11 protein-coding genes are annotated in these 14,202 nt (G+C 64.9%); 1 reads left to right on the forward strand and 10 read right to left on the reverse strand.

Annotation, left to right across the window (positions count from 1 at the left end; all coding sequences use genetic code 11):
* Positions 1-95: 95 nt before the first annotated feature.
* Both CH293_RS00505 and CH293_RS00510 read right to left on the reverse strand, forming a co-directional pair.
* Positions 96-617: a hypothetical protein gene (locus CH293_RS00505; RefSeq protein ID WP_037111128.1), complete on the reverse strand. Its 522-nt coding sequence runs from the start codon at positions 615-617 to the stop codon at positions 96-98.
* Positions 618-624: 7 nt separating this feature from the next.
* Positions 625-2,076: a wax ester/triacylglycerol synthase family O-acyltransferase gene (locus CH293_RS00510; RefSeq protein ID WP_037111520.1), complete on the reverse strand. Its 1,452-nt coding sequence runs from the start codon at positions 2,074-2,076 to the stop codon at positions 625-627.
* Positions 2,077-2,264: 188 nt separating this feature from the next.
* Between CH293_RS00510 and CH293_RS00515 the strand changes: the two genes are divergently transcribed.
* Positions 2,265-2,855 (forward strand): Rv3235 family protein, encoded by a 591-nt coding sequence (locus tag CH293_RS00515; RefSeq protein ID WP_241483817.1) that lies wholly within the window; start codon positions 2,265-2,267, stop codon positions 2,853-2,855.
* Between the two features lie 42 nt (positions 2,856-2,897).
* Here CH293_RS00515 and secA read toward each other — a convergent pair whose 3' ends face one another.
* The 8 genes from secA to ahcY form a co-directional block, all read right to left on the reverse strand.
* The gene (gene secA, locus CH293_RS00520; RefSeq protein WP_094719053.1) at positions 2,898-5,837 is read right to left on the reverse strand and encodes a preprotein translocase subunit SecA; all 2,940 of its coding nucleotides are present in this window, start codon (positions 5,835-5,837) and stop codon (positions 2,898-2,900) included.
* A 234-nt stretch (positions 5,838-6,071) separates the two neighbouring features.
* Positions 6,072-6,740, reverse strand: coding sequence for a ribosome-associated translation inhibitor RaiA (gene raiA / locus CH293_RS00525; protein ID WP_019666115.1), 669 nt, complete (start codon positions 6,738-6,740; stop codon positions 6,072-6,074).
* Between the two features lie 282 nt (positions 6,741-7,022).
* Entirely contained in the window at positions 7,023-7,715 is a 693-nt protein-coding gene (locus CH293_RS00530; RefSeq protein ID WP_094719054.1) for a ComF family protein, read from the reverse strand.
* A 41-nt stretch (positions 7,716-7,756) separates the two neighbouring features.
* A complete protein-coding gene (gene lpqB, locus CH293_RS00535; protein WP_094719055.1) occupies positions 7,757-9,556 on the reverse strand; it encodes an MtrAB system accessory lipoprotein LpqB in 1,800 nt (599 codons plus the stop codon).
* Positions 9,553-11,295: an MtrAB system histidine kinase MtrB gene (gene mtrB, locus CH293_RS00540; protein ID WP_037111134.1), complete on the reverse strand. Its 1,743-nt coding sequence runs from the start codon at positions 11,293-11,295 to the stop codon at positions 9,553-9,555. Before mtrB ends, lpqB begins: the two co-directional genes overlap by 4 nt.
* The gene (mtrA, locus tag CH293_RS00545) at positions 11,292-11,969 is read right to left on the reverse strand and encodes an MtrAB system response regulator MtrA (RefSeq protein WP_008717777.1); all 678 of its coding nucleotides are present in this window, start codon (positions 11,967-11,969) and stop codon (positions 11,292-11,294) included. Before mtrA ends, mtrB begins: the two co-directional genes overlap by 4 nt.
* Before the next feature lie 4 nt (positions 11,970-11,973).
* Positions 11,974-12,639: a dTMP kinase gene (locus CH293_RS00550; protein ID WP_037111136.1), complete on the reverse strand. Its 666-nt coding sequence runs from the start codon at positions 12,637-12,639 to the stop codon at positions 11,974-11,976.
* Between the two features lie 8 nt (positions 12,640-12,647).
* Positions 12,648-14,150 (reverse strand): adenosylhomocysteinase, encoded by a 1,503-nt coding sequence (gene ahcY / locus CH293_RS00555; protein ID WP_037111137.1) that lies wholly within the window; start codon positions 14,148-14,150, stop codon positions 12,648-12,650.
* Positions 14,151-14,202: the final 52 nt, after the last annotated feature.

A 14,202-nucleotide genomic window follows, 5' to 3' on the forward strand; every position in this document is an offset into this window, starting at 1 on the left:
TTCGAGACAGAGACAACGCTGACGTGCTGGACCAGCTGGCGCGAATAGGCCCGCATCAAGGTTACGCTACCGTAGGTTACTGGGGCGTTCGACTTCTACAGGAACTCCAACAGGAACGGCAGCTCCTGCGTCGCGTACCACGCAAGGGCGTGATCCTCGGCATCACCGAGAACGAACTCGGCGTCCGGATCGCCCATATCCGCCGCGTCCACGACACCGACCGCCTTCTCGACAACGGACTCGGCGCCTTCGAGGTCGACGTGGACCGACGCGACCTCGCTCATCCGAAGCGGCTCCTTCAACCGAACGACGGCGTCGTCCAGGTCCGGCCGAAGCGTCGGGTCCTCCACGTCCGCGGCGATCACCGCGCGCCGGAACACGACCGAGCCGTCGACGACACCGTCGCCCTCGTCTTCCAGCGCAGCACCGACCAGACGCAGCGACGCCCTGGCCGCTTCGTTCATCGCGACCTCGGCCAGCTCCTCGTCGTCTCCCGACGAGTAGGCCTCACGGAGGGTGGGGGTCACCGCGAACGCGGTACGACTGACCGGATGGAACTCACCGTCGGCCACCAGCGTCCGCAACATGGCGACCGTCGCCGGAACATAGACCCTCACGCGTACCTCACACTCTCGATTCGTTGCTGGCGTCGACGAGCTCTTCGAGCGCCTCGCGCAACAGGACGGTGATGACGTCGACGTCGGGCATCGCGCCACGATCGGCGTTCAGGCCGAAGCACACGAATCCGTCGTACGACGTCAAACCGATACTGAGAGCCTGGTTCTCGAACAGCGGCGACACGGGGAACATCTCCAACATACGGGCACCTCCGACGTACAGAGGGAACTGCGGGCCCGGGGCATTGGTGACGATCAGATTGAACAGTCGCCTCGACAGCCTGCTGCCCGCCCGTGCACCCATCGCGTGCAGACTGGCGGGCGCGAATCCCGAGATCCGCATCAGCGTGTCCGCGGTGACCCCGGGAGACTGCTTGGCGTGCGCTTCGGTGGCGTGCGCGATGTGCGACAACCGCACCACGGCATTCAGTTCACCGACCGGCAGATCGATCAGGAACGACGACACCTCGCTGCGGGGCGGCACCTCCGGGTCGTGGTCTCCGGTCAGCCGGTCGGCGTGCTCGTAGCCCGACGGATCCTCGGTGACGTAGACCGACATCGGAACCATCGCGCGCACGGTCGACGATGCCGTGACGGGCTCACCCCGTGACAGCAGCCAGTTGCGAAGAGCCCCGGTGACAACGGCCAACACGACGTCGTTGATGGAGCAGTCGAAGCGTGTGTGAATCTTGCGGTAGTCGGTCAGTTCGGTCTTCGCGACCGCGAAACGCCGGTTCCTCGAAATGGGGGCATTCAGGGGGCTCGTCGGCGCGCTCTGTGCGGCGGTGCGCACGACGGACAGCACCTTCCCCGCTGCGCCGAGCGCACCACCGGCAATTCCGGCCACCCCGGCCGCCGCACCACGCAAGATCTCGACCCCCTCGCTCGGTGAGGCGATCAGTTCCGTGATGGCATCGATCACCAGCGCGGATTCCTTGGGCTCGCGCGCAGGCATCCACAGTTCCTCAGCCATCGCAGGCGGGCTCTTGGTCGCATCCAGAATGACCTGGCCGATTTCGAGCGCCTTCTCACCGTCGACGAGCGCCGAGTGCGACTTCGTGAAGATCGCGAACCGGTTCTTGCTCAGACCCTCGACCAGGTACATCTCCCACAGAGGCCGAGTGCGGTCCAGTGGCCGCGAAGTCAGCCGCGCCACCAGATCGTGAAGTTGCTCGTCCGATCCCGGCTTCGGTAGGGCCGACCGGCGAATGTGATAGGTGATGTCGAACTCGCCGTCGTCCACCCAGACCGGCCGTGCCAGGCCGAATGCGACTTCCCGGACCTTCTGTCGATACCGCGGCACCAGAGCGAGGCGCTGCTCCACCAGCGACAGGAGGTCCTCGTAGCGGAAACCGTTGCGAGGCGTGCGAAACACCGCGAGGGAACCGAGATGCATCGGTGTACTGCTGGCCTCGAGGAAGTAGAACGACGCATCCTGAGTTGTCAGTCTGTTCGCCATCGCGGGTACCGGTTCCCCAATCCTTAGCCACACCGTGCCGATCACCACTGGTCGAGCGAGGTGATTCGTCGTACTCGAACCTAGACGAACCCACAGGTTACAGCCATTCGGCCGCGGTTCGATGGAACCGACCGCGGCTCGGTTCCGTCTGAATTACCAAGAAGAGGGATCCGCCGGAGGGACTCAGGATGAACGCAATGTCGGATGCGCGCCGGTTCGCGTACATCGCCCGTGCCGCCACGTTCGAACCACCGACGGACAGCGCACGTGCGAGCGACGGGCGAGTGACGGACAGCCGGTCCGCGCCTGCTGCGTGCAGCAGGCCGATCCGGCGCCGACGCCCGTTCCCGCGCAGCGTCGGACACCACGACCACCCGGGAGTCGCCGATCTTGCCAACTCGAACGGATCGCGCATCGGCCCACTGACGGCGGTAAGCGAGAACTCGGTGTCCGACGACGCTCGCCGCGGTGCCGAGCAGGCAGTTCGGTTACTGCTGGAGGTCCTGGATCGACGACGGCCGCCGGAGAAGATGGGACTGCTGTTCGCCCCGAACGTCGTGGAATCGGTGCGGACGATCGCACGAACCGAACCACCGGGGCGACGGTTGGGGGCGGCGAGCCTGCGTCGCATTCACGTCACGCACGCCGCACGCAACGCGACGGAAGTGTTCGGAACCTACACCCGCGGGACGCGGGTGTTCGCGGTCGCGGCCCGCCTCGAGTACCGGCGCAGCCTCAAGTACACCGGGTGGACAGTCACGTCGCTGCGCGTCGTCTGATGCCGTGCGCATCGGTTCGCCGCGCGCGACGTGACCGAGCCCCTAACGCTTCTTCTTGGACCGTGCCGGCTTGGACGTCTTCGACTGTGCCCGAGCGGCTTCGCGGCGTTCCCGACGAGTACCTTGCGCCGCGGCGTCTCCGTCCGACGAGTTGGATGCCGTCGCGACACCGGACCGTCGAACAGCGGTGCCACCGTCCTCGTCCGGACCGGAGAACGTCAGACGCTCCTCGGTGCGTTCGTCCAGACCCTTCGCACGCAAAGCCGACGGAACGGGAGCGGCAGGCGCCTTTTCGGTCGCTCTTGGACGTGCCGGTGCTGGCTGACCCGCTGAAGCCGGGGCCGACCCCGTCGGAGCCGAGGCCGTCGGAGCCGTGCCGGTGTTCGCTGGCCGCGTTCCGACCGGTGAGGCGAGTCCGGGTGCAACCGCAAGGCCTGCACCGGCTGCGGGACCGGCAGGAGCCGGTGTGGCCTCTACCTGAAGGTTGAACAGGAATCCGACGGACTCCTCCTTCAGTCCCTCGAGCATGCCCTGGAACATGTCGTAGCCTTCTCGCTGGTACTCGACCAGCGGGTCACGCTGCGCCATCGCCCGCAGGCCGATGCCTTCCTTCAAGTAGTCCATCTCGTACAGGTGTTCGCGCCACTTGCGGTCGAGGACGGACAGCAGCACACGGCGTTCGAGCTCACGCATACCGTTCTCGCCCGCCACCTCTTCGACGCTTTTCTCCCTGGTGGCGTACGCGGCGCGCGCATCGGTCAGCAACGCTTCGAGAAGTTCTTCGCGGCTCAGGTCGCTCTTCTCGCCGAACTCGTCCTCGTGCGAGAGCTCCTTGTGGTCGAGACCGACCGGGTACAGCGTCTTCAGCGCAGTCCACAGCTGCTCGAGATCCCAGTCCTCGACGTAGCCCTCGGCGGTCGCGCCGTTGACGTAGGCAGTGATCACGTCGGTGATCATGCTTTCGACCTGGCCCTCCATGTCAGCGCCCTCGAGGATGCGACGTCGCTCCTCGTAGATGACCGTGCGCTGCTGGTTCATCACCTCGTCGTACTTCAAGACGTTCTTGCGGATCTCGAAGTTCTGCTGCTCGACCTGGGTCTGGGCACTCTTGATCGCCTTCGACACCATCTTGGCTTCGATGGGAACGTCGTCCGGAAGGTTGAGCCTGGTCATGATCGACTCGAGCGCACCCCCGTTGAATCGACGCATCAACTCGTCACCGAGCGACAGATAGAAGCGCGATTCACCCGGGTCACCCTGACGACCGGATCGACCACGGAGCTGGTTGTCGATGCGGCGGGAGTCGTGACGCTCCGTGCCGAGGACATACAGGCCGCCTGCGGCGCGGACGGTGTCTGCGTCGGCCTTGACCTGGGCCTTCACCGTTTCGAGGGCGGAATCCCACGCGGCCTGGTACTCCTCGGGAGTCTCGACGGGGTCGAGGCCCTGTTTGCGGAGCTGCAGGTCGGTGATGATGTCCGGGTTACCACCGAGCACGACGTCGGTACCGCGGCCTGCCATGTTGGTGGCGACCGTGACGGCGCCGTGGCGACCGGCCTCGGCGACGATCGTCGCTTCCTGCTCGTGGAACTTGGCGTTCAGCACGCTGTGGACGACGCCGCGCTTGGTGAACTGCTTGGACAGATATTCCGAACGCTCGACGCTCGTCGTACCGATCAACACAGGCTGGCCCTTGCCGTGTCGCTCGACGACGTCGTCGACGACGGCGTCGAACTTGGCTTCCTCTGTCTTGTAGATGAGGTCGCCGTTGTCCACGCGAACCATGGGGCGGTTGGTCGGGATCGGGATAACACCGAGTCCGTAGGTCTGGTGAAGCTCCGCGGCCTCGGTCTGCGCGGTACCGGTCATGCCGGACAACTTGTCGTAGAGCCGGAAGTAGTTCTGCAGCGTGATCGTGGCGAGAGTCTGGTTCTCGGCCTTGATCTCCACCTTCTCCTTGGCCTCGATGGCCTGGTGCATGCCTTCGTTGTACCGACGACCGACCAGGATGCGACCGGTGAACTCGTCGACGATGATGACCTCACCGTCGCGGACGATGTAGTCCTTGTCCTTGGTGTAGAGCTCCTTGGCCTTGATCGAGTTGTTGAGGTAGTTCACCAACGGTGAGTTGGCGGCCTCGTACAGGTTGTCGATGCCGAGCTGATCCTCGACCAGCTCCACGCCTGCCTCGTGCACACCGACCGTGCGCTTCTTGATGTCCACCTCGTAGTGGACGTCGTTCTTCAGCAACGGTGCGATACGGGCGAACTCGCCGTACCACTTGGACGACGCGTCGGCCGGGCCCGAGATGATCAGTGGCGTGCGGGCCTCGTCGATCAGGATCGAGTCGACCTCGTCGACCACGGCGAAGTTGTGCCCCCGCTGGACCAGATCGTCGAGCGAGTGCGTCATGTTGTCGCGCAGGTAGTCGAAGCCGAACTCGTTGTTGGTTCCATACGTGATGTCGGCGGCATACGCGGTACGACGCTCGGCCGGGGTCATTCCGGACAGGATCACGTCGGTCTCGAGGCCGAGGAAACGGTGAACTCGTCCCATCCACTCGGAGTCGCGCTTGGCGAGGTAGTCGTTGACGGTGACGACGTGTACTCCGTCACCGGACAGCGCGTTGAGGTAGGCCGGCAGGACGCAGGTCAGGGTCTTGCCTTCACCGGTCTTCATCTCCGCGACGTTGCCGAAGTGCAGGGCCGCTCCGCCCATCACCTGAACGTCGAAATGCCGCTGGCTCAACACGCGCCACGATGCTTCGCGCGCAACGGCGAAGGCCTCGGGAAGGAGCTCGTCGAGCGTTTCGCCCTTGGCGTAGCGCTCCTTGAATTCGACGGTCTTTGCCCTGAGCTCGTCGTCGGACAAGCCCTCGACGTCCGGTGACAGGGTGGACACGTGGTCGGCGATGTTCTTGAGTCGCTTGACCATGCGACCCTCACCGACACGGAGCAGCTTGGAAAACGACAGCGAAGGCACGGGCTTTCTCGTCCTCGATCCTCGGTTACTTGTATTCGGTCGACAGGTTGGCGGTGCAGGCCTCTCCGACGTCGCGACTAGCTCTGGCGATGCGACCTGCCGATGAGGCCTGACGCAACCATGGTAGGCGTTGGACCGTCATGGCCCACAGACCCACGTACCAAAGCAGGCCCGACCTGGTGTTTTCCAGGTCGGGCCTGCTTCGTCTCGAGGTATTCCTACGAAATTCTCAGCTCACGTGAGCCTGATCAATCCGTAGTCGAACGCGTGACGGCGGTACACCACCGACGGTCTGTCGGTCGCGGAATCGTGGAACAGAAAGAAGTCGTGGCCGACGAGTTCCATCTCGTACAGAGCGTCGTCCACACTCATCGGGGCTGCGGAGTGGACCTTGGTGCGCACGATCTGACCGGGGCCCGACGGCTCGTCTTCGAACGTGTCGAGTTTGATGTCCGGGTCGATCGCCAGATCGTCGTCCTCGGCGAGTTCGGCGGTGGCCTCGGCCACCGAGACGGGACGCTTTTCTCCGTAGTGGACCTTGCGCCGGTCCTTCGTGCGACGCAACCTGCTTTCCAGTTTCGAGGTCACCGACTCCAGGGCGGCGTAGAAACTGTCGGCACATGCCTCGGCACGAACCACGGGCCCCTTGCCCTTCGCGGTGATTTCCACGCGCTGACATGCCTTGGCCTGTCGGCGGTTTCGCTCGTGTTGGAGTTCGACGTCGAACAGGTAGATGGAGGGATCGAATCGTTCGAGCCTGGCGAGTTTTTCGGATACGTAGATCCGGAAGTGGTCTGGGATCTCGACGTTGCGGCCTTTGACCACAACGTCGGCATGGGTCTTGGTGGACTCGTCCGAAGGCTTCTCGTCGAAGAAAACCGAAGCTTGTGAAGGGGTCGTCACGCGTACCTCCCGATATCGGCCACGCCGCCGGTGCGACGCGGCAAGTGCTCATGCCGAGTGGGGAACCAACCGGCATCAGATTCAGCCGCATCACCTCCACGTAACGAGAAGTCGCATCGCCTCACACAGCAGAACCGCCGGTTCTTGCTCTGCAAGTACGTGACTGCGACGTTAGTCGGTCATCCGCCGGCGTGCCACCGTTCACGCGGAATTCACCGACATTCTCAGTACTTGTTCAGTCACGTCGCGGTCCCATCACGGATAGAGCGGTCCACAGAAGTCTCACACCGCCGCCACCACCAGGACTCCGTCGACCGGGACCCCCAATTCCTTTAGCACTCTTACCGATTCGGCCGCAGTTGCACCCGTGGTCATGACGTCGTCGATCAACAACACCGAGGTGGCCGAGTATGCGCCGCAGCCGAGTTCGATCGCAGGCGCACCACGACGCACTCGAATCCTGCCGGAGATGTTGGCCGCCCGCTGCGCGGCACCGAGACCGACGGAATCCCGCACGCCGCGTGCCATCGCGAGTGCAGGCACCATCGACACCGGTTCCGGCGCAAGCGCAGCAGCGGCATCTGCCGCGAACCGGAGCACCGGATCACCGCCACGACTGCGCGCGGCTCGCGCCCGCGTCGGGGCCGGTATCAGAACGAGGCGCGCAAGTTCCGGTGGATCCAGATGCCCGAACAGCCTCAGGTGGCGTACCGCTGCTGCGACGGCTCGGCCTATCGGCGCCGCCAGGTCGTGTCGATTGCGCTCCTTGAGGGCGAGCACCGCCGCACGGCGAGCCCCGGCGTACGTGCCGAGCGCCCAACACGGCACGGACGGGTCCACGCGTGGACTCAGCGCGATCGGTGGGCTCGCCAACTCCTCCTCGCACCGCGCGCACCATTGGGTGCCAGAGCCGCCGCAGCCACCGCATTCACGTGGAAGGGCCAGGTCCAGCATCGCCGCCAATACACCGCTCATACGCGGGAGTATGGCCGACCGGTCCGACACGAACGATGCGCTCAGCCCGGCAGTACCGGAGTCGCCTTCACCCCGGCCAGGCCGGCGACTTCACGCCAGTACCGATCCCCCGCCGGATCGTTGTTGTTCAACTGGAACACCGCACGCGAATCCGCGACGTACTCGGCCGTTGTCGACGCGTCGACCGACAACACCGGCGCGGTCAGGTTCCGACTCGGCAACGCGTCGAGCCGCGAGCCGTCCGTGGTCACCTGAACCACCGGAACGTCTGTCGCGATACGCACCACGACCACCGCGTCGCCGGTGCTCCAGTCCAACGCGAGCGCGTCGCTACCGAGCCCGTTGGCAACTGCTTTCGGCGACACGAGCGAGTACGTTCCGTTGGGTTGGCGCACGACTGTCGCGACGTACACCAGCCCGTCGACGATCATGGCCGCCCGGACGCCGTCGCGAGAGAGACGAAGATCGGTGATTCTCGATCCGAGAGCCGTCACCGCACCTGCGTCGACGGGAAGCACCGACACCTGCCCGTTGGCCGGATCCCTCGCTGCGCGAATGACATTGGTGCCATCGATGACCGCCCACGCCGCGTTGTTGTCCACTCCCCACGTCGGACGGGTGATCGATTGTCCCTCGGCCACCGGGAACGCTCCGCTGTCGTAGCCGCCGATCATCAACGCCGACGACGGTTCGGGTGCGGGACGGCCGGTGTCGGCGACACCTGCCACGAGAGTGCCGTCCGTCGACAGCGCTGCGCTGCGCAGATTCTCGACGGTGCCGAAGTAGCCCGGCACCGGCGTCGTGCCACTGTCGTCGACGGACACCAAGCGACCGGACACCAATGCGTGCAACCCGACGTCGTTCTCCGGCGAGGCCAGCGGGTCGAGGGTACCGACGTCCGCCGTCGTCCATCCGTCGGGTTTGGAGTTGTCGAGGGGTTGCCCGTCCGCGAGCAGCACGTACGGGCCCGCGATGTCCGCCGACGCCAACGTCCACACCACCTGGGCCGCGAGCAGTTCGCGGTTCTTGGCGTCGACGGCCTGCAGGCCACCGAAGTCGATCCGAACGCCGCCGCCGGATCCGATGGCCTCCTGTGAGGTCCGCCCGTCGGCCTTGGTGATCGGCCCTCGAATCCCGACGCCGTTACCCAGCTCGTTGGACACGGCGGGAGCCAGGCTCGGCTTCGGTCCGTCGATCAGCAATTGGACCAATTGATCGGCCATCTGATCGGCCGCGCCGCTCACCCACCGCACGTCGGGTACGAGGGCCGCGCCGAGCGGGTCGACGAAGAACAGCGACTTGCGTTGATATGCACCGAAGAACTGCGAACGATCGATGACGACGCCGGGAGGTAGTTCGTCGATGCGCCACTCCCCGTCGACCTTGATCATCCTGATGTTCGAATCGACCGTGCCCGCGCCGGCTTGGTAGTCACCGCCGGGAGCGACGAGACCGACGGTGTTGGACCGAAGCGTGAACTGTGCCTCGGTGTCGGTGCGCATGCCGGTGAGAAGGTCGATCTTGTCGGCGACGACGGTCTTGGCGCTGTCGTCCCAACTGTTCGAGGCCGAGGCGGTCAGGAACTGCCGAGCTGCCTGATGCCGGTTCGCGGACGCCGCACTGGCGGTCACGAAATCACGCAGCAGCAGGTCCGGCTCGCGGCCCGATGCGGGTGGGGGCGGGGTTGTCGACGCCGCGCCCGCAGTGAGCGACCCGATCGCCTGCGGGCTGGAAGATTCGGGGAGGCTCGCGCATCCGCCCACTATCAGAACGAGACTCGTCAGGGCCGCGACCAGTGTGCCGACGCGCGAGAAGCGACTGTGTCGGTGTGCAGTCGTCATGTGGACCGCCCTCCACCGGTGTCCGCGCCGATCGAACCGGCGGAATCGACCGGCGCGCCGGGTCCCTTCGATTCGTCCGCTCGATCCGTCGCGGACGGAAGGGGTTGCCCCTGCGTGTATCGGCGAGTGCTCGGCTTCAGTGGAAGCGGGCTCCCGATCACCTTGTGCCCCCGCACCAGAGGCAAGGTCAGCCGGAAACATGCACCCTCGCCGACGGCTCCCCATGCTTCGAGTTTGCCGTCGTGCAGGCGTGCGTCTTCGACGCTGATAGCCAGGCCGAGGCCAGTGCCGCCAGATCTGCGGACCCTCGACGGATCCGAGCGCCAGAAGCGGTTGAACACCAGCTTCTCTTCGCCAGGGCGCAGGCCGATGCCTTGATCTCTCACGACGAATGCTGCGGCGTCGTTGTTGGCCCTGAGCCGGATCAGAACCGGACGGCCTTCTCCGTGATCGAGAGCATTGGCCAACAGGTTGCGGAGGATGCGCTCGACGCGACGGGGATCGACCTCCGCGACGACAGCGTGATCTGGCATGTCGACGATCACTTCGGTCGCGCTTTCGCGTGCCAGATGCCTGACCGTGGAGACCGCAGCCCTGGCGCACATGCGCAGGTCGAGTTGCTCGGACGCCAATTCGGCGACGCCCGCGTCGTGGCGACTGATCTCGAGGAGATCACCGAGGAGGGTCTCGAATCGATCGAGCTCGTTCACCAGCAGTTCCGACGATCGCTTCAGCGCGGGGTCGAGCTCGGCGGAGCCGTCGTGAATCAGATCGGCAGCCATGCGGACGGTCGTCAGCGGTGTCCGTAGCTCGTGGCTGACGTCGGAGGTGAACCTGCGCTGCAGGCTTCCGAACTCCTCCAACTGAGTGATCTGTTTCGACAGACTCTCGGCCATCTCGTTGAACGACATCGCCAACCGCGCCATGTCGTCCTCGCCGCGCACCGGCATCCGTTCCTTCAGTCTGCCGTCGGCGAAGCGAACGGCGATGCGCGATGCCGAGCGAATCGGTAGCACGACCTGCCTCGCCACCAACATGGAGATCGCGGCGAGCAGCACCAGGAGAACCGCGGCACCGATGAGCAGCGTCCCCCGCATGAGCGAGAGGGTGCGCTCCTCGCTTCCGAGCGGAAACACCAGGTACAGCTCCAGATCCGCGATGTCCGACGCGGTCGGCGTGCCGAAGATGATGGCCGGACCGGTGTAATCGCCCTGCTCGGCGTCACTGACCGTGGCGTACTGCCAGCTGATCAGGCCTTCCTGGACGAAATTTCGAAGACTCTCCGGAATCTGCGACGACGGGCCGATGGACGAGCCCGTCCGGATGCCGTCTCCGTCGACGATGAGCACGGGATCGAACGTACCGGCGGATCCGGTGCTCTGCCCGGAGTCGACGCCGCCGCTCGTCAGTTGAGCGCGAGCGCGCTCCAGACGCGAGGAGAGCCCCGTCGTTTCCTCGGCCCCCGCCAACGCTCCCTCCACGGTCATGCGGGATCGTTCGAGTTCCTCCGTGGCAGCCGTGATTTTCGCTTCCAGGAGCCGGTCGGTGATCTGGCTCGTCAGCACCGCACCGAGAATGATGATGACGACAAGGGACAACGTAAGTGTGGAGACGACCACACGCAGTTGCAGCGACCGGCGCCACGCATGGCCGATCGATGTGGTGAGCGCTCTGAACCAGCGCAGAAGCGGCGTGAACGTTCCGTTGATTCGACGCCGCGAACGGTTGGACCAGATCACGGCGGTCCGGCTTTGTAGCCGACTCCCCTCACCGTCAACACCACCTCAGGATTCTCCGGATCCTTCTCGACCTTGGCACGCAACCGCTGCACATGCACGTTCACCAGGCGGGTGTCGGCGGCGTGGCGGTACCCCCACACCTGCTCGAGCAGCACCTCGCGAGTGAACACCTGACGTGGCTTTCGTGCGAGGGCCACCAACAGGTCGAACTCGAGCGGCGTCAGGGACACCAACTCGTCCCCTCGACTGACCTTGTGCGCCGGGACGTCGATGACGATGTCCGCGATGGAGAGCAACTCGGCCGGCTCGTCTTCGGTGCGACGCAGACGCGCTCGCACCCGAGCGACCAGTTCTTTCGGCTTGAACGGCTTCATGATGTAGTCGTCCGCACCGGACTCGAGTCCCAGCACGACGTCGACGGTGTCCGTCTTCGCGGTGAGCATCACGATGGGAACCCCGGAATCGGCCCGAAGAACACGGCACACGTCGATGCCGTTCATGCCGGGCAGCATCAGGTCGAGCAGCACGAGATCCGGACGGTTCTCTCGCACCGCGGACAACGCCTGTGTGCCGTCGCCGACCACGAACGGTTCGAAACCCTCGCCGCGAAGGACGATGGTCAGCATTTCGGCGAGTGCCGAATCGTCGTCGACTACAAGAATCCGAGGCTTCATGGACCTATGTTGTCACTTTCCCGGCGTCAGTTGGCTGATTGAACACGTCGGCGGCGAGTCGATCGGGATCGACGTCGGCGCCGACGACCTGCCACGGCGACATCCAGTTCGACGCCGCCAGTTCGCCGTACACCGCAGCGGTTCGCGATTGCAGCGATCCGTCGCGCTCGTAGGCATCCCGTGTACGCGAGGCGTCCGCGGTCTCGCGTGACTCCGCGCGCGAGGCGGCCAGTTCCACCGACACGTCGAGGAAGATCTGAGTGTCCGGGATCGGTACCTGGAATCGATCGAATTCGAGGGCGCGGATCCATTCGACCGCCTCGCCGTCCGCGGACTGGTCGAGCCTCGCGGCGGTGTATGCCGCGTTGGACGCGACGTAACGATCCAACAGCACTATGTCGTTGTGAGAGAGCGCGTTTCGTAGCTCCCCCGCGGCCGATCTGCGGTCGAGCGCGAACAGCAACGCCATTGCGTGGACGCTCTGCGCGGTGTCGCCGTGTTCACCTCGTAACGCTTCCGCGGCGAGATCGGCGTGCACCGAGGCGTCGTACCTCGGAAAGCCGATGCGAACCACGTCGAGATGTTCACGTTCCCACGCCGAGACGAGTCGACGGGCGAGCGTGTTCTTACCCGCGCCGTCGACTCCCTCGATGACGATCAGTCGGCCCACAGCAGGACCTAGTAGCGGTAGTGCTCGGGCTTGTACGGGCCCTCGACGTCGACGCCGATGTATTCGGCCTGCTCCTTGGTCAGCTTGGTGATGGTGCCACCGAGTGCTTCGACGTGAATGCGAGCGACCTTCTCGTCGAGGTGCTTCGGCAGGCGGTACACCTCGTTGTCGTATTCGCTCGGCTTCGTCCACAGCTCGATCTGTGCGATGACCTGGTTGGAGAAGCTGTTGCTCATCACGAACGACGGGTGGCCCGTCGCGTTGCCGAGGTTGAGCAACCGGCCCTCGGACAGCACGATGATCGAATGGCCGTCCTTGAACTGGAACTCGTCGACCTGCGGCTTGATGTTGATGCGCGTGACATCCGCGGCCTTCTCGAGCCCGGCCATGTCGATCTCGTTGTCGAAGTGACCGATGTTGCCGAGGATTGCCTGATGCTTCATCCGCTTCATGTGGTCGAAGGTGATGATTCCCAGGTTGCCGGTGGAGGTGATGACGATGTCGGCCTTGTCGATGTACTCCTCGACGGTGCGGACGTCGAATCCGTCCATCAGAGCCTGCAGCGCGTTGATCGGGTCGGCCTCGGTGACCGTGACGCGAGCGCCCTGGCCCTTCAGTGCCTCGGCGCAGCCCTTGCCGACGTCGCCGTAACCACAGACCAGGACGGCCTTGCCGCCGATGAGGACGTCGGTGCCGCGGTTGATGCCGTCGATCAACGAGTGGCGGGTGCCGTACTTGTTGTCGAACTTGCTCTTGGTGACCGAGTCGTTGACGTTGATCGCCGGGAACGTGAGCTCGCCTGCCGCTGCGAACTGGTACAGACGCAGGACGCCGGTGGTGGTCTCCTCGGTGACACCCTTGACCGACTCCGCGATGGCCGTCCACTTGGTCTTCGACTCTTCGAGCGAGCGACGCAGCAATCCGAGGAACACCTTGTACTCGTCGGAATCGTGATCGTCGTCGGTCGGCGGTACGACGCCTGCCTTCTCGAACTGGGCGCCACGCAGCACGAGCATCGTCGCGTCGCCACCGTCGTCGAGAATCATGTTCGCGGGTTCGCTCGGCCACGTGAGCATCTGCTCGGCAGCCCACCAGTACTCCTCGAGCGTCTCGCCCTTCCACGCGAACACCGGGACGCCCTTGGGCTCCTCCTCGGTTCCGTGGGGGCCGACGACGACAGCTGCTGCTGCGTGGTCCTGGGTGGAGAAGATGTTGCACGACGCCCACCGCACCTCGGCGCCGAGCGCAACGAGCGTCTCGATGAGAACGGCCGTCTGGACGGTCATGTGCAGCGACCCGGAGACGCGGGCACCCTTGAGCGGGAGCACCTCTGCGTATTCACGTCGGAGTGCGATCAGACCCGGCATCTCGTGCTCGGCGAGCCGGATTTCCTTGCGGCCGAACTCTGCGAGCGAAAGATCTGCGACCTTGAAGTCGATTCCACCCCGGTGGTCCGCGGTGAGTGCCGATCCGGCGGCCGAACTGCCGCCGGCATGTGCTGAGGTCGTCATCGTGCCTCTCCTGTTGTGCGTTGCGTTTCCGCACCAGGCTATCGGGTCGACT

Source organism: Rhodococcus sp. 14-2470-1b, assembly GCF_002259415.1.
Taxonomy (GTDB): domain Bacteria; phylum Actinomycetota; class Actinomycetes; order Mycobacteriales; family Mycobacteriaceae; genus Rhodococcoides.